The organism is Azospirillum himalayense, assembly GCF_042657465.1.
GTDB classification, from domain to species: Bacteria; Pseudomonadota; Alphaproteobacteria; order Azospirillales; family Azospirillaceae; genus Azospirillum; species Azospirillum himalayense.
Genome location: NZ_JBHSLC010000045.1, coordinates 58,997 through 79,120, shown reverse-complemented (window position 1 = coordinate 79,120; position 20,124 = coordinate 58,997). Strand labels below are relative to the sequence as shown.

General features: G+C 69.5%; 20 protein-coding genes. 12 read left to right on the top strand and 8 right to left on the bottom strand.

Annotation, left to right across the window (positions count from 1 at the left end):
* Window positions 1-2: 2 nt before the first annotated feature.
* A complete protein-coding gene (locus tag ACFPMG_RS20995) occupies window positions 3-380 on the bottom strand; it encodes an endonuclease domain-containing protein (protein WP_376997144.1) in 378 nt (125 codons plus the stop codon).
* Window positions 381-526: 146 nt separating this feature from the next.
* Between ACFPMG_RS20995 and prmC the strand changes: the two genes are divergently transcribed.
* Together prmC and ACFPMG_RS20985 are read left to right on the top strand one after the other, a co-directional pair.
* Window positions 527-1,381: a peptide chain release factor N(5)-glutamine methyltransferase gene (gene prmC / locus ACFPMG_RS20990; RefSeq protein ID WP_376997143.1), complete on the top strand. Its 855-nt coding sequence runs from the start codon at window positions 527-529 to the stop codon at window positions 1,379-1,381.
* Window positions 1,382-1,668: 287 nt separating this feature from the next.
* Window positions 1,669-2,109, top strand: a complete 441-nt coding sequence (locus ACFPMG_RS20985) for a DUF4167 domain-containing protein (protein ID WP_376997142.1) — start codon at window positions 1,669-1,671, stop codon at window positions 2,107-2,109.
* A 96-nt stretch (window positions 2,110-2,205) separates the two neighbouring features.
* On the opposite strand, the gene ACFPMG_RS20980 is transcribed toward ACFPMG_RS20985, so the two are convergent.
* Both ACFPMG_RS20980 and ACFPMG_RS20975 read right to left on the bottom strand, forming a co-directional pair.
* The gene (locus ACFPMG_RS20980; protein ID WP_376997141.1) at window positions 2,206-3,000 is read right to left on the bottom strand and encodes an MOSC domain-containing protein; all 795 of its coding nucleotides are present in this window, start codon (window positions 2,998-3,000) and stop codon (window positions 2,206-2,208) included.
* Window positions 3,001-3,057: 57 nt separating this feature from the next.
* Window positions 3,058-3,600, bottom strand: a complete 543-nt coding sequence (locus ACFPMG_RS20975) for an NUDIX domain-containing protein (protein WP_376997140.1) — start codon at window positions 3,598-3,600, stop codon at window positions 3,058-3,060.
* Window positions 3,601-3,838: 238 nt separating this feature from the next.
* On the opposite strand from ACFPMG_RS20975, the gene clpB reads away from it, so the two are divergent.
* The gene (gene clpB, locus ACFPMG_RS20970; RefSeq protein WP_376997139.1) at window positions 3,839-6,469 is read left to right on the top strand and encodes an ATP-dependent chaperone ClpB; all 2,631 of its coding nucleotides are present in this window, start codon (window positions 3,839-3,841) and stop codon (window positions 6,467-6,469) included.
* 53 nt (window positions 6,470-6,522) lie between these two features.
* On the opposite strand, the gene trhA is transcribed toward clpB, so the two are convergent.
* Entirely contained in the window at window positions 6,523-7,182 is a 660-nt protein-coding gene (trhA, locus tag ACFPMG_RS20965) for a PAQR family membrane homeostasis protein TrhA (RefSeq protein WP_376997138.1), read from the bottom strand.
* A 70-nt stretch (window positions 7,183-7,252) separates the two neighbouring features.
* Window positions 7,253-8,140 carry a phytanoyl-CoA dioxygenase family protein gene (locus ACFPMG_RS20960; protein WP_376997137.1) on the bottom strand — a complete coding sequence of 296 codons (888 nt, stop codon included), beginning with the start codon at window positions 8,138-8,140 and terminating at the stop codon, window positions 7,253-7,255.
* A gap of 225 nt (window positions 8,141-8,365) precedes the next feature.
* Here ACFPMG_RS20960 and ACFPMG_RS20955 point away from each other — a divergent pair, with 225 nt between their 5' ends.
* The 3 genes from ACFPMG_RS20955 to ACFPMG_RS20945 all read left to right on the top strand — a co-directional run bounded on the left by ACFPMG_RS20955 (window position 8,366) and on the right by ACFPMG_RS20945 (window position 10,021).
* Window positions 8,366-9,094 carry an AzlC family ABC transporter permease gene (locus ACFPMG_RS20955; protein ID WP_376997136.1) on the top strand — a complete coding sequence of 243 codons (729 nt, stop codon included), beginning with the start codon at window positions 8,366-8,368 and terminating at the stop codon, window positions 9,092-9,094.
* Window positions 9,091-9,429, top strand: a complete 339-nt coding sequence (locus ACFPMG_RS20950) for an AzlD domain-containing protein (RefSeq protein WP_376997135.1) — start codon at window positions 9,091-9,093, stop codon at window positions 9,427-9,429. The genes ACFPMG_RS20955 and ACFPMG_RS20950 overlap by 4 nt, the downstream gene beginning before the upstream one ends.
* Window positions 9,430-9,559: 130 nt before the next feature.
* Entirely contained in the window at window positions 9,560-10,021 is a 462-nt protein-coding gene (locus ACFPMG_RS20945) for an SH3 domain-containing protein (protein WP_376997134.1), read from the top strand.
* Between the two features lie 138 nt (window positions 10,022-10,159).
* Here the strand turns inward: ACFPMG_RS20945 and ACFPMG_RS20940 are convergent, their stop codons facing one another.
* Window positions 10,160-12,235: a methyl-accepting chemotaxis protein gene (locus tag ACFPMG_RS20940; RefSeq protein WP_376997133.1), complete on the bottom strand. Its 2,076-nt coding sequence runs from the start codon at window positions 12,233-12,235 to the stop codon at window positions 10,160-10,162.
* A gap of 243 nt (window positions 12,236-12,478) precedes the next feature.
* Here ACFPMG_RS20940 and ACFPMG_RS20935 point away from each other — a divergent pair, with 243 nt between their 5' ends.
* The 5 genes from ACFPMG_RS20935 (at window position 12,479) to rpmB (ending at window position 17,559) form a co-directional block, all read left to right on the top strand.
* Window positions 12,479-14,338, top strand: a complete 1,860-nt coding sequence (locus tag ACFPMG_RS20935; protein WP_094306498.1) for an ABCB family ABC transporter ATP-binding protein/permease — start codon at window positions 12,479-12,481, stop codon at window positions 14,336-14,338.
* A 26-nt stretch (window positions 14,339-14,364) separates the two neighbouring features.
* Entirely contained in the window at window positions 14,365-14,952 is a 588-nt protein-coding gene (locus ACFPMG_RS20930; RefSeq protein ID WP_376997132.1) for a biliverdin-producing heme oxygenase, read from the top strand.
* Between the two features lie 81 nt (window positions 14,953-15,033).
* Window positions 15,034-16,032 carry a methylmalonyl Co-A mutase-associated GTPase MeaB gene (gene meaB / locus ACFPMG_RS20925; protein WP_376997131.1) on the top strand — a complete coding sequence of 333 codons (999 nt, stop codon included), beginning with the start codon at window positions 15,034-15,036 and terminating at the stop codon, window positions 16,030-16,032.
* A 196-nt stretch (window positions 16,033-16,228) separates the two neighbouring features.
* The gene (locus tag ACFPMG_RS20920; protein WP_376997130.1) at window positions 16,229-17,092 is read left to right on the top strand and encodes a phasin family protein; all 864 of its coding nucleotides are present in this window, start codon (window positions 16,229-16,231) and stop codon (window positions 17,090-17,092) included.
* A 164-nt stretch (window positions 17,093-17,256) separates the two neighbouring features.
* Window positions 17,257-17,559, top strand: coding sequence for a 50S ribosomal protein L28 (rpmB, locus tag ACFPMG_RS20915; RefSeq protein ID WP_014198082.1), 303 nt, complete (start codon window positions 17,257-17,259; stop codon window positions 17,557-17,559).
* A 196-nt stretch (window positions 17,560-17,755) separates the two neighbouring features.
* On the opposite strand, the gene ACFPMG_RS20910 is transcribed toward rpmB, so the two are convergent.
* Together ACFPMG_RS20910 and ACFPMG_RS20905 are read right to left on the bottom strand one after the other, a co-directional pair.
* Complete coding sequence (locus tag ACFPMG_RS20910; RefSeq protein ID WP_376997129.1) at window positions 17,756-18,529, bottom strand: hypothetical protein; 774 nt, start codon at window positions 18,527-18,529, stop codon at window positions 17,756-17,758.
* Window positions 18,530-18,603: 74 nt separating this feature from the next.
* Entirely contained in the window at window positions 18,604-19,164 is a 561-nt protein-coding gene (locus tag ACFPMG_RS20905) for a regulatory protein RecX (RefSeq protein ID WP_103040682.1), read from the bottom strand.
* A gap of 80 nt (window positions 19,165-19,244) precedes the next feature.
* Between ACFPMG_RS20905 and ACFPMG_RS20900 the strand changes: the two genes are divergently transcribed.
* Window positions 19,245-20,048, top strand: coding sequence for an ABC transporter permease (locus ACFPMG_RS20900; protein ID WP_035678066.1), 804 nt, complete (start codon window positions 19,245-19,247; stop codon window positions 20,046-20,048).
* Window positions 20,049-20,124: the final 76 nt, after the last annotated feature.

Below are 20,124 nucleotides of genomic sequence, written 5' to 3'. Positions count from 1 at the left end.
GCTCAATCCCCCTCCACCGCCAACGGCGGGGGAGGGTCGGGGACGGGGCCGAGCGCGTCGCCGATCATGCGCGCCACCCCCTCCGGGTTGTTCAGCACGTCGTTGTTCCAGAAGTGTAGGACCCGCCAGCCATGGTGCCGCAGATGCTCGTCCCGGGTGGAGTCGTAGGCGGAGTCGGCGTGCTGGCCGCCGTCGACTTCGACAACCAGCTTGGCCTGGATGCAGGCGAAGTCGGCGATGTAGGGGAGAATGGGGTGCTGACGGCGAAATTTCCATCCGCTGAGCTGTTCACTGCGCAATTGGCGCCAAAGTGCTCGTTCGGCGTCGGTGGGCTGAGTGCGCAGGTCACGAGCGCGGTATTTCAGCTTGGAGTTTCGCATAGGCGGTTGCGTGGCAACACGGGCCCCCACCCTAACCCTCCCCCGCTGCGCAGGGGAGGGAACAGGATGTCGCATCGATCGCCCTCCCCTGCGCAGCGGGGGAGGGAGGGGACCCATGCAGCGCATGGGGAGGGTGGGGGCAATTCATGACCATCACGCTTCACCAACTCCGCCGCACCGCCGAGGCCCGCCTGCGCGAGGCCGGGGTGGACACCCCCGACCTCGACGCGCGCCTGCTCGTCGAGCACGCGCTGGGCGTTACCCGCCACGACCTGTTCACCCGGGCCAACGATCCCGTCCCCGAGCCCGACGCCGCGCGCCTCCTCGCCCTGGTCGAGCGGCGGGCGGCGCGGGAGCCGGTGGGGCGCATCCTCGGCCATCGCGAGTTCTGGACGATCGACCTTGCCCTCAACCCCGACACGCTGGAACCCCGGCCCGACACCGAGACGCTGGTCGAGGCGGTGCTGAAGGCGCTGCCGGACCGGAGCGCCCCGCTGCGGCTGCTCGACCTCGGCACCGGGACCGGATGCATCCTGCTGGCCCTGCTGGCGGAACTGCCCAACGCCAGCGGCCTCGGCGTCGACCTCAGCCCTGGTGCTGTGGCCGCTGCCACCGAGAACGCGGCGCGCAACGGGCTGGCGGAGCGGGCGCGCTTCCAGACCGGCAACTGGGGCGCCGGGCTGGAGGAGCGCTTCGCCGTCGTCGTCTCCAACCCGCCCTACATCCCCAGCGCCGACATCGCCGCGCTCGATCCGGAGGTGCGGGAGCACGACCCGCTGCGGGCGCTGGACGGCGGCGCCGATGGGCTGGACGCCTACCGGATCATCGCCTCCCAGCTTCCGGACCTGCTCCAGCCGGGCGGTCTGGCCGGGCTGGAGGTCGGGCAGGGGCAGGCGGCGGACGTGGCGGGGCTGCTGGTCACTGCGGAACTCGAGCCGGCGGGCGTCTTCCGGGATCTGGGTGGCGTGGAACGCTGCGTCCTGGGGTGGAAGCGGTCGTGATTTCGCCCCATCCCCCCAAAAAAAAGGTTGGATTGACGCGCGGTCCCCAGTAGGGTGCAAGGACGACGATGGCCCGGGGACGATCATCCCAGGGCGTACCCATGGCCTCCGGAAACCCCGCGCGGTTGGGCGGACGTCCGAGAAGGCAGACCGGTTGATCGGTTGGGCGCGTCGATTTGATCCCTGCGACCCATCCGCGGTTGGTTCCGCGGCGGGCCCGGCGACCGGATGGTCAGCCAGGGCGTTCGCGGGATTGCACTTCTCTTACATGGGGCCATAAGAGCCAAATGAGACAAGGACCGAACTCCAGGCGCTCGCGCGGTCGTGGCAACGGCGGCGGTGGTGGCGGAGGTGGCGGCGGCGGAGGTGGCGGTGGCAACCGCCGGCAGAACGTTCCGCTGCGTCACCAGACCTTCGACAGCAATGGTCCGGACGTGCGCATCCGCGGCAACGCGTGGCAGGTCCATGAAAAGTATCTGGCGCTGGCCCGCGACGCCTCCTCGTCCGGCGACCGCGTCCAGGCGGAAAACTACATGCAGCATGCGGAGCACTATTTCCGCATCATCAACCAGATCCAGGAATCCGAGAACCGCCAGCGTGGCAACGTCGGCGCCGCGGGCCTTGGTCCGCAACCCAGCATGGGCGGTTCTGCGGAGGACGAGGACGGCGGCGAAATGGGCGACGAGTCCGAGGCGGCCGCCGACGAACGCACCCCGATGAGCGCCTGACGTCCGTTTGATGACCGTCGGTCCTGAGGCCGGGGAGTTCCGGCTTCAGGACCGATGGGTTTCAGGCCTGACGGGTTTCAGAATCGCGCGTTTTTTTCAGGCCGGCAGGTCGTCGGCCAGCGCCACCGGGTCGCCCACCGCGATCCGGCCCCCATGCACCACCCGGGCATAGACGCCGCACTGCGTGTGGTCGTAGCCACGCTCCAGAATGGGGAGCGTGTTGAGGTCACGCGCGCCGGTCGCCGGGTTGACCTCGCTGGAGGGCCGGCAGTCCTTGTGGTCGCAGATGCGCAGGGTGACCTCGCCGACGGTCAGCAGCGCACCGATCCACTGGCGCTCCACCCAGGGCTCCAGCCCGTCGATCATCAGGTTGGCGCGGAAGCGCCGCGGATCGACCGGCTGCTTGGCCACCCGCTCCTCCAGATCGCGCACGCTGGCGAGGTTGAGGATGGAGACCGCCGCCTCTTCCCGGTCGGTGAAGGAGAAACCGCCGCCCTGCGTCGGGTTTCTGGCCTCGGCCAGCTTGGGCAGGCCGGGAGCCGCGCCGGCCAGATAGGCGGCGAAGAACTGCTCCACCAGCATCCGGCCCATCGGCTGGTCCAGACGCCCGCGCGACACCTGCTTGCCGCCGCGCCGGATGATCAGCGACTGGGTGGCCTCGTCGAACTCGGAGTCGAGCAGCGCCAGCTTCTCGTTCCGGTCGAGCGTGAAGAAATCCTCGTTCGGGCGCCAGCCCTCGACATCGGGGGTCAGGGCCGCCGGGCCGTGCAGCAGGCCGAAGCGCCGGTCAAAGGGGATGGGTTGGCCGGTGACGAGGTCAACGGCGGGAAGATCCTGGCCGCTCAGCCCCTTCACGGGGTAGCGGCGTATGGCGGCGACGATCGCGGGCATTGCATCGCACAATGGTGGGACCGGTTCGCTTCTGTCAACCGTCGCAATCGAAAACCGTCACCAGCGCTCGGCCAAAGGCTCCCGACCCTGGAACTCGGCGATTCGCCGCCGCGTCGCGGGGGAGGTGTCGTCCGGCAGCCGGTCCAGCGGGAAGAAGCGCGCCTCCAGGATCTCCACCCCGTCGGCCCGAGGCGTTCCCGACCATCCCCGCGCGACGAAGACCGCCACATGATCGCTCGCGCCGTGCCGGAAGCGGGCGTAGACGCCGAACGGCTGGGGGCCGCTTTCCACGGTCAACCCGACCTCCTCCCGCACCTCGCGGCGCATGGCCTCCACCAGCGTCTCGCCTTTTCCGACTCCGCCGCCTGGAAAATGCCAGCCGCCGACGTAGCTGTGGCGGATCAGCAGGACCGAGGCCGCACCGCTTCCGGCGCCCGAGTCGTCCAGGATGATCCCCCGCACCCCCATGGTCAGCGGTCGCGCCACCCAATGCCACATGTTGCGGCCGTGCCAGGCCAGCCGCATCAGGGGGGTGGTCAGGGCGGGCCGCAGGGCCGTGGGCGAGGGGTTGCGCGGGGTGCTGGTGGGCGTCGCCGTCATGAAAAAAGCATTCCGTGGCTTTGAGTGAAAACCCTAGCCCCTTCCGGCGGGCCGCGGAAAGCCACCCTTTCGGCGCGGGTCCGATAAAAGCAATAACCACGCACCCTGGGGGGTCTTGCATACGGATGGGGCTCTCCCACATCTACGGCGACGCATGCATCCTTGCGGATCGCACTGGGAACGTGGATCGGACTGACCGGGCTGCCTCGCGGACGGTCGGCGATGAAGGGAGCACATTATGGACTTCGAGAAATACACCGAGCGCAGCCGTGGCTTCGTGCAGGCGGCGCAGACCCTGGCCCTGCGGCGCGGCCACCAGCGGCTGACGCCGGAACATCTGCTGAAGACCCTTCTGGACGACAAGGAAGGCTTGGCCGCCAACCTGATCCGGGCGGCCGGCGGCGACCCCGCCCTGGCGCTGTCGGGTGTGGACGCCGAGCTGGACAAGCAGCCCAAGGTGGAGGGCGCCGGCGCCGGTCAGGTGTACCTGACGCCGGAGCTGTCCCGCGTGTTCGAGCAGGCCGAGACGGTGTCCAAGAAGGCCGGCGACAGCTACGTCACGGCGGAGCGCATCCTGCTGGCGCTCGCCATGGCCGACGGCACGCCGTCCGCCGCCGTGCTGAAGCGCGCGGGGGTCACCCCGCAGGCGCTGAACACCGCGATCAACGAGGTCCGCAAGGGCCGCACCGCCGACACCGCCAGTGCCGAGCAGGGCTACGACGCGCTGAAGAAATACACCCGCGACCTGACCGAGTCGGCGCGCGAGGGCAAGCTCGACCCCGTCATCGGGCGCGACGAGGAGATCCGCCGCACCATCCAGGTGCTGGCGCGGCGCACCAAGAACAACCCCGTCCTGATCGGCGAGCCGGGCGTCGGCAAGACCGCCATCGTCGAGGGCCTCGCCCAGCGCATCGTCAAGGGCGACGTGCCGGAGGGGCTGAAGAACAAGAAGCTGCTGTCGCTTGATCTCGCCGGGATGGTGGCCGGCGCCAAGTACCGAGGCGAGTTCGAGGAGCGGCTGAAGGCCGTTCTCCAGGAGATCCAGGCGGCGGCGGGCGAGATCATCGTCTTCATCGACGAGCTGCACACGCTGGTCGGCGCCGGCAAGGCGGACGGCGCGATGGACGCCTCCAACATGCTGAAGCCGGCGCTGGCGCGCGGCGAGCTGCACTGCGTCGGCGCGACCACGCTGGACGAGTACCGCAAGCACATCGAGAAGGACGCGGCACTCGCCCGGCGCTTCCAGCCCGTCTTCGTGCCCGAGCCGACGGTGGAGGACACCATCTCCATCCTGCGCGGCCTGAAGGAGCGCTACGAGGTGCACCACGGCGTGCGCATCACCGACGGCGCCATCGTGTCGGCGGCGACCCTGTCGAACCGCTACATCACCGACCGCTTCCTGCCCGACAAGGCCATCGACCTGATCGACGAGGCGGCGAGCCGCCTGCGCATGGCCGTGGACAGCAAGCCGGAGACCATCGACGAGCTGGACCGCCGGATCATCCAGCTCAAGATCGAGCGGGAGGCGCTGAAGCGCGAATCCGACGAGGCCTCGCGCGCACGGCTCGCCAACCTGGAAGGCGAGCTGGCCGACCTGGAGCAGGAATCCGCCGAGCTGACCGCCAAGTGGCAGGCCGAGAAGGACCAGCTCCAGGGCGCCCAGAAGATCAAGGAGGACCTGGAGAAGGCCCGCACCGAGCTGGAGCAGGCCCAGCGCGACGGCAATTGGGGCCGCGCCGGCGAGCTGGCCTACGGCGTCATCCCCGACCTGGAGAAGCGCCTGAAGGAGGCGGAGGCCCACGCCGCCAACCGCATGCTGAACGAGGAGGTGCGCGACAGCGACATCGCCGCCGTGGTCAGCCGCTGGACCGGCGTGCCCGTGGACAAGATGCTGGCCGGCGAGCGGGAAAAGCTGCTGGCGATGGAAACCCGCCTGAAGACCCGCGTGATCGGCCAGGACGAGGCCATCGTGGCCGTGTCCAACGCGGTGCGCCGCGCCCGCGCCGGCCTGCAGGACCCCAACCGGCCGATTGGCTCCTTCCTGTTCCTTGGCCCGACCGGCGTCGGCAAGACCGAGCTGACCAAGGCGCTTGCCGAGTTCCTGTTCGACGACGAGACGGCGATGGTCCGGCTCGACATGTCGGAATATATGGAGAAGCACTCCGTCGCCCGCATGATCGGCGCGCCTCCGGGCTATGTCGGCTATGAGGAGGGCGGGGCGCTGACCGAGGCGGTGCGCCGCCGGCCCTATCAGGTCGTGCTGTTCGACGAGGTCGAGAAGGCCCATCCCGACGTCTTCAACGTGCTGCTCCAGGTGCTCGACGACGGGCGGCTGACCGACGGGCAGGGGCGGACGGTGGATTTCCGCAACGTGGTCATCATCATGACCTCGAACCTCGGCTCCGAGGTGCTGGCGGCCCAGCCGGAAGGCCAGGACAGCGGCGCCGTGCGCGACGAGGTGATGGAGGTGGTGCGCGCCCACTTCCGGCCGGAGTTCCTGAACCGGCTGGACGAGATCCTGCTGTTCCACCGCCTGGACCGCAGCCACATGGGCGGGATCGTGACGATCCAGCTCGGCCGGCTGGTCCGCATGCTCGCCGACCGCGACATCACGCTGGAGGTGGACGAGGCGGCGACGCAGTGGCTGGCCGAGGCCGGCTACGACCCGGTCTACGGCGCGCGTCCGCTGAAGCGGGTGATCCAGCGGGAGCTTCAGAACCCGCTGGCCACCATGATCCTGGAGGGCCGCGTCGCCGACGGCCAGACGGTCAAGGTGGGGGCGGAAGGCGGCGAGTTGACCATCAACGGCCTGCCCGTCTCCGCCCAGGTGCGCAGCGCGGCGACGCAGCCGGTGACCACCGTCCATTGACGGCCGTGCATTGATGATGCAGGCGGGGGGCCTTTCGCGAGGCCCCTCGTTTGTCATGTCACCACGAACTCCCGCGCCACCGCGGCGAAGTGGCAGGAGGCCGCGACGACGACCAGTGCGTGCCAGACCGGGATGTTGTAGGGCAGGCGGTCCAGCGTGTGGATGAAGGCCCCCACCGTGTAGACCACCCCGCCGACCGCCAGCAGAAGCAGCGTCGTCGGCGACAGCGACCGCCACAGCGGTTCGGCCACCGACAGGATGGCCCAGCCGAGCCCGAGATAGAGCACGAAGCCCAGCCGTTCGTACCGCCAGGGGGCCAACAGTTTCAGCGCGACCCCGCCCAGCGCCACCACCCACACCCCGATCCCCAGCGCGAGCCCGGCGCCGCCGTCCAGCCGGTTCAGGGTGAAGGGGGTGTAGCTGCCGGCGATCATCACATAGATCATCGCGTGGTCGACCCGCCGCAGCACCGCCTTGCGCCGCCCCGGCGGGGCCAGGTTGTAGGCGGCCGACGCGCTCAGCATGCCGACCAGCCCGGCGCCGTAGGCGACCAGCGACACCATCTCAGTCGCGGAAACATGGCCCGCCGTCACGGCCAGCAGCCAGGACGCGCCGATCAGGCCGGCGATCACGCCGATGGCGTGGATGACCACGTCCGCCGCACGTTCCCCCGCCGTGTGGACGGGAAACTCGAAGCAGGAATCGGGTTTCATGGGACCAGCCTGCCGGAAAGCCGGACGGATGGAAAGCCCTCCCCCCGGCACACCAGCCCCATCGGAATCGTTAACTCCGCAGATAGACCCGGTTGATGTAGGGATCGTAACAGCGGTCCGGATTCGGCAGCACCGGCTGGAGCGGGCCGAAGCGGTTGCGCAGCAGCGTGTATTCGGTGACGACGATCAGCCGGTCGCTGTGCGTCGGCTGGAGTGCCTTGTGCATCCCGATGTTGTCGGCCAGGAAGCAGTCGCCCGCCCGCCCGGTCAGCGCGACGGGCGCCGACGCGCCGTAGACCGCCTCGACCTCGGCGTCCGAATGATTGCGCCGCTCCAGCAGTTCCTGTCCGTGCTGGGAGGCAGGGACGTAGACATGCGGCCCGCCGCCCATGTCGGTGTCCGTCAGGTACAGGAACATCTTGAAATGGCGGACCTGGTTGTAGTCCCGGTGGTAGTTCTGGGTGCTGATCCGCGGGTTGGGCCGGGCCAGCGACCACCAGACCGACATGCCGTCGATTGTCGGCTTGCAGCCATGGAACGCTTCTGCGACCTGCAGGACGAGCGGGTGGTTGATGGTGTCCAGCAGGTGGGGCGCGGCCAGGAACTGCTCCTCCACATAGCGGGCCATCTGGATGTCCGGTGACGGCACCTTGTCGATGGTGAAGGAGCCATGTTGCCGGTGGCCGCCGTCGAAGCAGGGCTGTTCCTCGAAATAGCGCCGCATCGCCGCGACCTGCTCGTCGGTCATCAGGCGGAAGGCGTCGGTGTAACCGCGCGTCTCCAATTGGGTTTTGAGGCTCAACGCCCGTTCGGACGGCCTGAAGCCGGGGGTGCGGGGCCGGAAGGGCGCGACCAGCGACGCGGCGAGCTTGCGCCGCGGCTCGATCTTCAGGCGCGGGATCTGATGCCAGACGACGTCGTCGATCCAACGGGCCTTGTTGTTGAACGGTACCTTCACGCGAATGGGCTCCCCGGCAGGTGCGGTGGGTGCGAGAATTCCGAAAAAATACTCTAAATACGGGAAATTTTCATCGCTCGGTCGCATGCGGCATTTTGCGCGGGGTGGGGTGGATGGACTTGTCTCCCGGACAATAAAAGGCGGGCGGCGCGCTCGTCGCAGCGCTATGGTCCGCAACCCGACGCTGTTCCAAGGAACGGTTCAAGAAGACGCATCAGAACGATCATGACCAGACGATCCAGCTTCGCCGCCGGCGCCCGCGACACCCTGCCGATGGTCATCGGCGCGGCGCCCTTCGGGGTGATCTTCGGCACGCTGGTGGCCGCCGGGCCGCTGGCGGCGTGGCAGGGACAGCTGATGTCCCTGTCGGTCTATGCGGGGTCTAGCCAGTTCATCGCGCTGGGTCTGGTGGCCGGGCACGCCGGGCTGGCGGTGATCTGGCTGACCACCCTGATCGTGAACCTGCGCCATGCCCTCTACGCCGCCACGCTGCTGCCGCACGTCGCCCATCTGCCGGCGCGCTGGCGTTGGACGCTGGGCTTCTTCCTGACGGACGAGACTTTCGCGGTGATGGCCGGCTACTACGCGCGGCATCCGCGGGCGCCGCTCGGGCACTGGTACTTCCTGGGCTCCTGCCTGTCGATGTACGCGAACTGGCAGTTCTGGACCCTGGTCGGCCTGCTGTTCGGCGCGGCCTTCCCGCAGCTCCAGTCGCTGGGGCTCGACTTCGCGATGGTCGCGACCTTCATCGCCATCGTCGTCCCGCAGCTTGCCAGCCTGCCCAACTTCGCGGCGGCGGTGGCGGCGGGCGCGGTGGCCTTTCTGGGGCAGGATGTGCCCTACAAGCTGGGGCTGATGGCCGCCGTGGTGGCCGGCGTCTCCGTGGGGATGGCCCTGCAACGCTGGCGCTCCGGCGGGCTGGAGGCCGGACGGCGGGAGGAGGAAGCGGCATGACCGGGACCGTCCTGACCAACACCGTCATGATCCTCGGCATGGCGGCGGTCACCGTCTTCGTAAAGGCGGCGCTGTTCGTGCTGGGCGACCGGGTGGTCTTCCCGCCGCTGCTGAAACAGGCGCTGGGCTTCGTCCCGGTGACGGTGCTGACCGCCATCATCGTGCCGATGATCCTGTCCCCGAACGGAGAGGGGCTGGAACTGAGCTGGACGAACCCGCAGCTGGTCGGCGCGCTGGCCGCCGTGCTCGCCTGCGTGGTGACGGGCAAGCAGCTCCTCACCATCGCCGTGGGGCTGGGGGTCTTCTTCGCCTGGCAGCTGGGCGTCCTCGCCTGACGGCGCGATCTGGCGGCGCCACTTTCCTGCCACAAACAGTGCATAGCGGTTTTGCCGCGGCGCGGTGGCGCAGGTGGGGGCGCATCCTGTATGGTCGTCCGATCGAAAGGGCTACCCAACAGAGTCCGTGATGACCAGACGCCTGCGCCTCGTTCCCGTCTCCCTCGCCGTGGTCTGCGCGGTGATGCTGACCGCCTGCCAGACGGGCGAGCGGACCAACCGCGCGCCCGTGGTGCAGGGGACCGCCAGCGCCTCCCCGGCCGGGTTCGACACCGTCTCCGGCGAGTGGGAAACCGACAAGACCACCGCGCTGCGCTCGCAGCCGAGCAACGGCGCGCCCATCATCGCCACCTTCCCGCCCGGCCAGCCATTGAAGGTGCTGGGCCGTGCCCGCGGCACCGACTGGGTGGCGGTGCAGGCGGTTGGCTCGACCGCCTATGTGCGGATGCATCTGCTGCGCCTGCGCGGCAGCGGGCCCATCCAGACCGCCCGTGGCACGACGACGACGGTCGCCAAGCCGGAGGACAACGCCGGCCCCTCGATCAAGGCCGCCCCGCGCCGCAAGATCGAGGCGACGCCGATCGCGAATTAAGCGCGGGGGGGGCGGCTTGCCCCCACCCTAACCCTCCCCCGCTGACGCAGGAGAGGGGACTGCCGCCGCTTCGCAGAAATCTCCCTCCCCTGCGACAGCGGGGGAGGGCCGGGGTGGGGGCAATGATGACTTTGGCCCTCAGAACTCCTTCCAGTCGTCGTCCTCGCTGACGTTGCGCTTGAGCGCGGTGCCCGAATGGGACTCCGCCCGAGCCGCCGGCTTCGCCGCGGCTCGGGAACGGGACGCCGGAGCGGTCGGACGGGCCACTGGTGCGACGTGCCGCGGAGCCGCAGCGGTGGTCGCAACCGCGACCGGAACGGCCCGCGGGTCCAGTTTGAAGAAGCCGATCAGCCCCTTCAGGTCGTTGGCCTGACCGGCCATGGCCTGCGCCGCGGCGGTGGTTTCCTCGACGAGTGCGGCGTTCTTCTGGGTCATCTCGTCCATCTGCGAGACGGTGGCATTGATCTCGTCGAGCGCCGCCGCCTGCTCGCTCGACGCCGAGGCCATCTCGGCGATCAGCCCGGCGACCTGCTGGACGCCCGACACGATGCCCTCCAGCGCGTCGCCGGCCTTCTTGACCAGCTCCACGCCGTCCTTCACCTGGGCGTCGCTGTCCAGGATCAGGCCCTTGATCTCCTTGGACGCCTGGGCGGAGCGCTGGGCAAGGTTGCGCACCTCCTGGGCCACCACGGCGAAGCCGCGCCCGGCGTCGCCGGCCCGCGCCGCCTCCACCGCCGCGTTCAGCGCCAGCAGGTTGGTCTGGAATGCAATCTCGTCGATCACCCCGATGATGTCGGTGATCTTGCGGCTCGACGCCTCGATGCGCTTCATCGCGTCGATCGCCGAATCCGCCACCGTCCCGCCGGACTCCGCGGCGGTGCGGGCGTCGGCGGCCATGCCGTTGGCGCGCTGGGCGTTGTCGGCGTTGGAGCGCACCGTGGCGCCCAGCTCCTCCATGCTCGCCGCCGTCTCCTCCAGCGAGGAGGCCTGCTGCTCCGTCCGCTCCGCGAGGTCGGAGGAACCGATGGAGACCTCGCCCGCCGCCGAGGCGATGGTGTCCGCCGCCTGGGTGATCTGGCCGACGATCTCCGACAGCTTGGCGGAGGTGGCGTTGACGTCGGTCTTCAGGGTCTGGAAGGCCCCTTCGTAGTCGCGCTGCACCCGCTTGTTGAGGTCGCCCTGGGCGAGCGCGCTGAGCACCGCGCCGAGGTCGGCGATGACCGCCTCCACCGTGTCGGTCAGGCGGTTGATGCCCGCCGACATGCTCTTGTAGAAGCCGTCCTTGCCGGTCAGGTCGAGGCGGCGCGACAGGTCGCCCTTCGACACGCCGTCGATCAGCGCGGCGATCTCCTCGCCGATTGCCGCCTCGCGGGCGCGCTGCGCCTCGTCGGCGCGGCGTTCGGCCTCCAGGCGGGCGCGCTCGGCCTCGTCCATCGCCTTCTTCTGGATGGCGTTGTCCTTGAACACCTGCACCGCCTGGGCCATCTGCCCGATCTCGTCGCCACGGTCGAGGCCGGGAACGGCGACGTCCAGCTTGTCGGCGGCAAGGTCGTGCATGGTCGCGCTCATCGCCCGCACGGCGCCCATCTGGCGGCGGACCAGGAAGAAGCTGACCAGACCGAAGGCCAGCGTGACCAGCGGCGCCACCACCAGGATGGCGCGCTCCACCTCGTCCACCACCCTCATCACGTCGGCCCGCTTCAGCCCGACGAACAGCACGCCGACCACCGAGCCGGAGGCGTCGAGCAGCGGGTCGTAGGAGGTGAAGTAGCGCTCGCCCAGGATGTCGGCCTCGCCGCGGTAGGGCTTGCGCTGCATGATGACAGCGTCATAGACCGGCCCGGCGCCCAGCTTGGTGCCGTTGGCCCGGCTGCCGTCGGGGTTCTGCACGGTGGTGGCGACGCGGGTGTCGCCGCGGAACACCGTGGCCGCACCGCCGGTCAGCTCGCGGATCTGATCGACCATGCGGGTGTCGCCGTCGATCCGCACCGATCCGACGTAAAGCGCGCCGTCGCGCAGGCTGTAGTCGGCGCCGTTCTGCTTCAGCAGCATGTGGGCCAGCGCCATGCTGCGTTCCCGCTGCTCCTGCGCGGAGGCGGCGCTGCGGTCGCTCAGCACCTGGCTGGAGGCCAGAGTCAGCACGATGGCCAGGATGAACAGCCCCAGCACGTTCAGCAGGGACAGTTTGGCGGTCAGGGAGAGATTTTTCAGCACGTTCGGCCCTATGCGGCAATCGCTCCGCAGCCCTCGCCGTCGGAGATAGACAATAAGTCTAATACGGTTTTATCCATTCGTCCGCGTGCAATTTTTCGGTGATCGATTCCCGTAAGCCGTGTGGAAAAGCTCCGACGGACCGCCATGCAGCCGGCGCACGGCCCGTCTTCCTTGGTTGGCGGCGCATGCGGCCCTAGGTTAGGGCAGCCGCTTTTGGCAACCGACCCCTGCCCCGGACCTTCCATGCGCCGCCGCACCAGCAACCCCAGCCCGGCCCCGTCCTATGCGGAGGCCGCGTCCAGCACCGGCGACATGGCGGCGCTGCGCTCGCTCGTCCCCTATCTGTGGCCGCGGGATTCCTTCGAGACGAAGCTGCGCGTGGTGGTGGCGCTGGTCCTGCTGGTCGGCGCCAAGGTGGCGAACGTCTGGGTGCCGATTTTCTACAAGCGGGCGGTCGACGCCCTGTCGCCGGGGGACGCCGGGGCGCTGGTGACCATCCCGCTGGGGCTGATCGTCGCCTACGGGCTGGCGCGCGTGATGTCGCTGGTCTTTGCCGAGTTGCGCGACGCGGTGTTCGCCAACGTCGCCCAGCGCACGATCCGCAAGGTCGCCCTGTCGGTCTTCCAGCATCTGCACGCCCTGTCGCTGCGCTTTCATCTGGAGCGCCAGACCGGCGGGCTTACCCGCTCGCTGGAGCGCGGCACCCGCGCCATCGAGACGCTGCTGCGCTACGCCCTGTTCTCCATCGTGCCGACGCTGGTCGAGATCACACTGGTCTGCGTGATCCTGTGGCGGATGTTCGACGGCTGGTTCGCGCTGGCGACCTTCGCCACGGTGGGAAGCTACATCGCCTACACCTTCTTCGTGTCGGAATGGCGCATCCAGTTCCGCCGCGCCATGAACGAGACCGACAACAAGGCCAACACCAAGGCGGTGGACAGCCTGCTGAACTACGAGACCGTCAAGTATTTCGGCAACGAGGGGCACGAGGCCCGGCGCTACGACCAGGCGTTGGCCTCCTACGAGCAGGCGGCGGTCAAGAGCCAGCGCAGCCTGTCGCTGCTGAACATCGGCCAGTCGGCGATCATCTCGCTGGGGCTGGCGGTGGTCATGGGCATGGCGGCGCGCGGCATCGTCAACGGCACGATGACGCTGGGCGATTTCGTGCTGGTGAACACCTACCTGCTCCAGCTCTACCAGCCGCTGAACTTCTTCGGGGTGGTGTACCGCGAGATCAAGCAGGCGCTGATCGACGTGGAGTCGATGGTGACGCTGCTGTCGGTGGACCGCGAGGTGGCCGACCGGCCGGGCGCTCCCCCGTTGGCCATCACCGGGGGCGAGCTGCGCTTCGACGGGGTGGAGTTCGGCTACGACCCGCGGCGTCCGATCCTCAAGGGGGTGAGCTTCACCGTGCCTGCCGGGCGGACGGTGGCCATCGTCGGCCCGTCCGGGGCGGGCAAATCGACCATCGGCCGGCTGCTGTTCCGTTTCTACGACGTGTCGGGCGGCGGCATCCTGATCGACGGGCAGGACATCCGGGAGGTGACCCAGCAATCGCTGCGCGGCGCCATCGGCATCGTCCCGCAGGACACGGTGCTGTTCAACGACACGGTCTACTACAACATCGCCTACGGCCGCCCCGGGGCCAGCCCGGCGGAGGTCGAGCAGGCGGCACGGCTGGCCCACATCCACAACTTCATCATGGCGCTGCCCGACGGTTACGAGACCACGGTGGGGGAGCGCGGGCTGAAGCTGTCCGGCGGCGAGAAGCAGCGCGTCGCCATCGCCCGCACCATCCTGAAGAACCCGGCGATCCTGCTGTTCGACGAGGCGACCTCGGCGCTCGACACCCACACCGAGCGGGAGATCCAGGCCAATCTGCGCGAGGTCAGCCGGGGCCGCACCACGCTGGTCATCGCCCACCGCCTGTCCACCGTGATCGACGCCGACGAGATCCTGGTGATGGAGGCCGGGCGTGTGATCGAACGGGGACGCCACATGGAACTGCTGTCGCGCGGCGGCGCCTATGCCGCATTGTGGGCGCGGCAGCAGGAATCCTCCCAGGGGCCGGAACCGGTTCCGGAAGTCCTCGCCCCCACTTAACCTCATCATCACGACGGAGCATCCCTTTGGGACCGGTAAGGCAGGCGCTGCGCGAGGCGACCCGCGACATTCATGAACGGCTGGACCGCGCGGCGGTGCTGCGCCCGCTGACCAGCCCGTCGATCACGGCGGACGAGTACCGCGACGCCCTGATCGCCCTGCACGGCTTCAACGCCCCCATCGAGCGGGCGCTGGGCGAGCGGGCGCTGGGCGAGGGGGCGCTGGGCGAGGGGGCCGAGCGGCTGGACCTGCTGCGCGCCGATCTCGCCGATCTGGGGGTGGACGTGGATTCCCTGCCAGTGGCCGGGTCGCTGCCGGCGTTGGACAGCCTGCCGGCGCGGCTGGCGGCGCGCTACGTGCTCGACGGGTCCGCCCATGGCGGGCGGGCGATGCTGCCCAACGTCACCCGCGCGCTGGGCTTCGACGCCACGCGCGGGGCGCGCTTCCTGGCCTCGGCCGGGATCGACATGGCCGGCCGCTGGAAGGCGCTGCTCGCCCGGCTGGAAAGCGATCTGGACACGCCCGAGTCGGTGCGGACGGCCTGCGCCACCGCGGTCGCCCTGTTCGCCGCGCTGGAGGTCTGGCTGGACGGGCTGGCCGCGAAGGCGGCGTGACGCTTATAGGGGCCGGCGGATCGACGCAGCGGATCGACGCGGGGGCTTCACCGCGCCCGCCGCTCCCGCTAGGTTCCCTGCATGACCACCGCTCCCGCCCTCAACACCCCCGCCGCGCTCGCCGACGCGGTCCTGCGGGGTGACCGCCGCGCGCTCGCCCGCGCCATCACGCTGATCGAATCGACCCGGCGCGACCACCGCGCCCAGGCCGACGCCCTGCTGGAGACTCTGCTGCCCCACACCGGCAATTCGGTGCGGGTGGGCATTTCCGGCGTGCCGGGGGTGGGCAAGTCGACCTTCATCGAGGCGTTCGGGCAGCACGTCATCGCGCGGGGGCACAAGGTGGCGGTTCTGGCCATCGACCCGTCGTCGCAGCGCACCGGCGGCTCCATCCTGGGCGACAAGACCCGCATGGTGGACCTGTCGCGCGAACCGAACGCCTTCATCCGCCCGTCGCCCGCCGGCGCCACGCTGGGCGGCGTGGCCCGCCGCACGCGCGAGGCCATGCTGATCTGCGAGGCGGCGGGCTTCGACGTGATCGTCGTGGAGACGGTGGGCGTCGGCCAGTCGGAGACGGCGGTGGCCGACATGGTCGACCTGTTCATGCTGCTGCTGCTGCCCGCCGGGGGCGACGAGCTTCAGGGCATCAAGAAGGGCATCGTCGAGCTGGCCGACCTTGTGGTCGTCAACAAGGCGGACGGCGACCTCGCCAACACGGCGCGGCATACCGTCGCGGACTACCGCCACGCCCTGACCCTGCTGCGCCACGGCGACTGGCGCGTGCCGGTGCTGAGCTGCTCGGCCATCACCAGGGCCGGCATCGATTCGGTGTGGGACACCATCGGGGAGCACAAGGCGATCACCGAGGCGTCCGGAGTCCGCGCCACGCGCCGCGCCGAGCAGGCCCGCGCCTGGCTGTGGAGCGAGATCCGCGAGACGCTGGTGGACGCCTTCAAGGGGCATCCCGCGGTGCGCGCCGATCTGTCCGCGCTGGAGTCCCGCGTGACCGGCGGCGCCATCACCCCCACCGCCGCTGCACGCGTTTTGCTTGAAAAGTTCCTCGGGCGCCCGGTGGAGTAGGTCCTTTCGGGTATGCTGCACCGCAACATTTCTTGTTGCGCCGCGATTCTCCCGTGCCTATGGTGGCCTGGGCGGGAAAGGAGCGTCTTCGCGGCGCTTGGGCGAGAGGTTTGCCCGCAGTCTCCTGGGGTATGAGCCGGAGTTGACTTGTCCGACACCGCCTCCGCGTCGAGTCGTCAACGGGAGACCTTAGGACATGGCCGCCAACTTTCTGGATCTTTTCGAGCGCTTCAATCCCCTGACCAATGGGCCTCTCGCCCTGTCGCCGCTGGGCAAGGCGAACGCCGAGACCTACGCCGCCCGCGGCACGCGCGTCGCCGGCGTGATGCAGGACGGCTGCCGCCGCCTGCTCGACGGCGTCACCGCCGGCATCGGCGAGACGACCCAGTTCGCCAGCGAATTCGCCAAGGTGCGCAGCCCGGCGGACCTCGTCGCCGTGCAGCGCGAATGGGCGACCGTTGCCCAGGCCCGCGTCGTCAACCAGGTGCAGACCGTCCTCGACGTCTCCTCGAAGATCGCCGCCGAGCTGGGCGTCAGCCCGGTGGCCCTGTCGCCGGCCGCACCGGCGTCCAAGGTTGCTCCGGTCGCCGCGCCGGCTCCGAAGGCGGACGCTCCGAAGGTCGAGGCGCCCAAGGTCGAAGAGAAGAAGGCCGAGGTGAAGGCGGAAGCGAAGGCCGAGCCGGCTCCCGCCCCGGCGCCGAAGAAGGCTCCGGCGGCCCGCAAGGCTGCTCCGGCCAAGGCCGCCGCTCCCAAGGCTGCCCCGAAGGCCGAGGCGCCCGCTCCGAAGGCGGAGCCGGCGAAGGCTGAAACGCCGAAGGTCGAGGCGGCTCCCGCCCCGGCGCCCAAGGCGGAGGCCCCGAAGGCCGAGGCGGAGGCCCCGAAGGCCGAGGTGAAGGCCGATGTGAAGGCCGCCCCGAAGGTCGAGGAGAAGAAGGCGGAGACCCCGAAGGTCGAAGCCCCCAAGGCCGAGGCTGCCAAGCCGGACGCGCCGAAGCCGGAAGCGCCCAAGGCCGCTCCGAAGGCCGAGGAGAAGAAGGCCGCCGCTCCCGCCGCCCAGTGATTCCACCGGATCGCGGTCCCCGCCGGCCCGGGGACCGTCGATCGGCGCGCGCCCGTCTCTTCCTTCCTTGACGGGCGCGCGCTTGTTCGACTATAACGCCGCCTCCTTCGGGCGGTATGCTGCCCGGGACCGGGTTTCATTTGCTAAAATAAAGGATCACTCCGATGGCACGTCGGTGCTCCGTGACCGGCAAGGGCACGCAGTTTGGCAACAACGTCAGCCACGCCAACAACAAGACCCGCCGCCGTTTCCAGCCGAACCTGCAGGAAACCGCGCTGCTGAGCGACGCTCTGGGTCAGATGGTGCGCCTGCGTATCTCCACCAACGCGATCCGTTCGATCGAGCACAAGGGCGGCCTCGACGCCTTCCTGCTCGACGCGAAGGACGATGTCCTCAGCCTGGAAGCGCGCCGCCTGAAGCGCCGCATCGCCAAGGCCCAGGACAAGCAGCAGGCCGTCGCGGCCTGAGGCTGACCGCCTGGAGGCGCCGGAGCGCATCCAGGCGATTCTGGTGATGTCACCGCGGGGCAGCAAACTCCGCGGCCGGGTGCTGAGCCCCACACCAGGACGACTCCGACTCTCGGTTGCACCGAACCCCGGTTGAGAGTGCCGCGCGCATCGCCGAAAGGCTTTGCGCGCGTTTTGTCGTTTCCGGGGGGCGGCTTCAGAACGATCGATGCACGCCCAGCAGCAGGCGGTAGCGCGGCGAATCGGGGCCGAACCCGACGCCGACACCGGCACCCACGGCGAGGTCTTCGCCGACGAGATGCCGGACGCCGGCCTCCACGAAATTGTCGGCCTTGCCGCGCTCCTGCGACTGCTCGCGCACCACGTCGAAGGCCACCGCGGTGGCGGGGCCGACCGGCGCGTTCATTCCGGCGGCCATGATGAAGCGGTTGTCGCGCTCGCCCGGTTCCGGATCGAACAGATGCCGCCAGGACAGGTTGGCGTGCAGGCGCGGCGCGCCGGCGGCGGTGCCGAGCGGCTGGGTCAGGCGCCCGGTGAGCCCGGCCTCCGTCGTCTTGCTCCCCGACCCGTAGGGGATGCTGACCAGTGGCTCCACCGACAGGCCCAGCCGTCCCTGCGACGGTTCACGGATGTTGTATTCGGCGGACAGCTTGACGTCGCCCTGCTGCGCGTCGTCGGCGTTGCCCACGCGGTAGCCGGGATTGACCTTCAGCGCCAAGCCGTTGGCCACGCCGACCTGGAGTTCCGGGTCGAAGGACAGGCGGTTGCGCCCGCCGTCCCCCTTCAGCCGGTCGAAGAAGGCGCGGACCTTCACGTCGACGCTGCCCTTCTCGATGGCGGCGGCGTCCTCGACGGTGATCGGCAGCTCCGACGACAGCGCCATGCGCTCGTCGTCCTGCGCGCGGGCGGCCCCGGCGGCTGTGAGCAGCCCGGCGGCGAGGGTGAGGCCCGCGAGGGCGGCGTGGCGCATGTCTGCTGTCCCGAACCGGTGGCGTTTGCCGAACAACAGCCGGACGGGGCGAACGGGCTGCGGAGGGGAGGGGATTACTCCACCGAGTCGGGGTCTTCGGCGTCCACCACCCGCCGGGCGATGTCGTAGGCGAAGCCGGCGCGGCCCAGCGCCGCCAGATCCTTATCGCGGAACTCCGCGCGCTTCTCCGGCAGGCGGTAGGGGCCGAGCCGGCGGCGGCGGGCCAGCGCCAGGGCGGCGGTCAGGTTCAGGTCGCCCTCCACCTCCTCGTCCAGCGACTCCAGCGCACGGTCGGCCTCGTCGCGGCCGATGCCCTTGGCGGACAGCTTCTCGCGGATGGCGCGGGTCGAGGTGCCGCGGCGGTGCAGACTGGCCGCCCGCATCTCCGCGTAGGCCGTGTCGTTGAGCAGGCCGCTGCGCAGGTAGCGGGCGATCAGGTCCTCGACCCAGCGCGCGCCCTCCGCCGGGTCGGTGCCGTGGGCCTGGGCGGAGCGGTCGACCTTGCGCATCAGCACGCGGCGCAGGCTGGCCGAGGAGCTGGCGAAGCGCTGGAGATAGTGCAGGGCCGCGTTCTCCAGATACTGGGCGGTGACGCGGCGCGGCGGCTTGCGGGCCGGCGGCTGGTCGCGGGTCATGGCTGTCTCCCGTCCGGGGGCGGTTGCCGGAACGGGCGGCGCGCCCTAAAGTCCGGTCCATTCCTGTTGATCGTGGTGCGATGACTCATCCTCTCCCTCCCATGCCCCGCCAGGTCGGCGCCGTCAACTGGGTCGGCCTGTGGACCCTCTACGCGCGCGAGGTGCGCCGGTTCCTGAAGGTGCACCAGCAGACCGTCTGGGCGCCCGTGGTCACCACCCTGCTGTTCTACGCCGTCTTCGCGCTGGCGCTGGGCGGTGCGGTGCGGATGATCGGAACGGTGCCCTATCTGGAGTTCCTGGCGCCGGGCCTGATCATGATGGCGATGGCCCAGAACGCCTTTGCCAACACCTCCTCCTCCGTGGTGATCGCGAAGGTCCAGGGCAACATCGTCGACATCCTGATGCCGCCGATGGCCCCGCTGGAGCTGGCCTTCGGCTTCGTCATGGGCGGGGTGACGCGCGGCCTGCTGGTCGGGCTGGTCACCGGGCTGGCCATCTGGGCCTTCGTCCCGGTGCGCATCGCCCATCCGGAGTTCGTGATCTTCCACGCCCTGATGGCCTCCATGCTGCTGTCGCTGCTCGGGCTGGTCGGCGGCATCTGGTCGGAGAAGTTCGACAACATCGCGGCGGTGACCAACTTCGTGGTGACGCCGCTGTCCTTCCTGTCCGGCACCTTCTATTCGGTGGAGACGCTGCCGCCGGTGTTCTGGTGGATCGCCCATTTCGACCCGTTCTTCTACATGATCGACGGCTTCCGCTACGGCTTCATCGGGCGGTCGGACGGCACGCTGGGGATCGGGATTCTCGTCATGCTGGCCGTCAACGGCGGCCTGTGGTGGCTGGCTTGGCGCATGCTGAAAACGGGTTACAAGCTGAAGGCGTAAATCCGCCGGAATTCGGCCGGTCGGCGTAGCCAATCCGTTGACAGGCTGAAGTGACATCTTGATATTCGACGGTTCC

Excerpts from the sequence above, each read along its gene's own strand:
- ACFPMG_RS20995 (WP_376997144.1), bottom strand. The coding sequence starts at position 380 with ATGCGAAACTCCAAGCTGAAATACCGCGCTCGTGACCTGCGCACTCAG.
- prmC (WP_376997143.1), top strand. The coding sequence starts at position 527 with ATGACCATCACGCTTCACCAACTCCGCCGCACCGCCGAGGCCCGCCTG.
- ACFPMG_RS20985 (WP_376997142.1), top strand. The coding sequence starts at position 1,669 with ATGAGACAAGGACCGAACTCCAGGCGCTCGCGCGGTCGTGGCAACGGC.
- ACFPMG_RS20980 (WP_376997141.1), bottom strand. The coding sequence starts at position 3,000 with ATGCCCGCGATCGTCGCCGCCATACGCCGCTACCCCGTGAAGGGGCTG.
- ACFPMG_RS20975 (WP_376997140.1), bottom strand. The coding sequence starts at position 3,600 with ATGACGGCGACGCCCACCAGCACCCCGCGCAACCCCTCGCCCACGGCC.
- clpB (WP_376997139.1), top strand. The coding sequence starts at position 3,839 with ATGGACTTCGAGAAATACACCGAGCGCAGCCGTGGCTTCGTGCAGGCG.
- trhA (WP_376997138.1), bottom strand. The coding sequence starts at position 7,182 with ATGAAACCCGATTCCTGCTTCGAGTTTCCCGTCCACACGGCGGGGGAA.
- ACFPMG_RS20955 (WP_376997136.1), top strand. The coding sequence starts at position 8,366 with ATGACCAGACGATCCAGCTTCGCCGCCGGCGCCCGCGACACCCTGCCG.
- ACFPMG_RS20950 (WP_376997135.1), top strand. The coding sequence starts at position 9,091 with ATGACCGGGACCGTCCTGACCAACACCGTCATGATCCTCGGCATGGCG.
- ACFPMG_RS20945 (WP_376997134.1), top strand. The coding sequence starts at position 9,560 with ATGACCAGACGCCTGCGCCTCGTTCCCGTCTCCCTCGCCGTGGTCTGC.
- ACFPMG_RS20935 (WP_094306498.1), top strand. The coding sequence starts at position 12,479 with ATGCGCCGCCGCACCAGCAACCCCAGCCCGGCCCCGTCCTATGCGGAG.
- meaB (WP_376997131.1), top strand. The coding sequence starts at position 15,034 with ATGACCACCGCTCCCGCCCTCAACACCCCCGCCGCGCTCGCCGACGCG.
- ACFPMG_RS20920 (WP_376997130.1), top strand. The coding sequence starts at position 16,229 with ATGGCCGCCAACTTTCTGGATCTTTTCGAGCGCTTCAATCCCCTGACC.
- rpmB (WP_014198082.1), top strand. The coding sequence starts at position 17,257 with ATGGCACGTCGGTGCTCCGTGACCGGCAAGGGCACGCAGTTTGGCAAC.
- ACFPMG_RS20910 (WP_376997129.1), bottom strand. The coding sequence starts at position 18,529 with ATGCGCCACGCCGCCCTCGCGGGCCTCACCCTCGCCGCCGGGCTGCTC.
- ACFPMG_RS20905 (WP_103040682.1), bottom strand. The coding sequence starts at position 19,164 with ATGACCCGCGACCAGCCGCCGGCCCGCAAGCCGCCGCGCCGCGTCACC.
- ACFPMG_RS20900 (WP_035678066.1), top strand. The coding sequence starts at position 19,245 with ATGACTCATCCTCTCCCTCCCATGCCCCGCCAGGTCGGCGCCGTCAAC.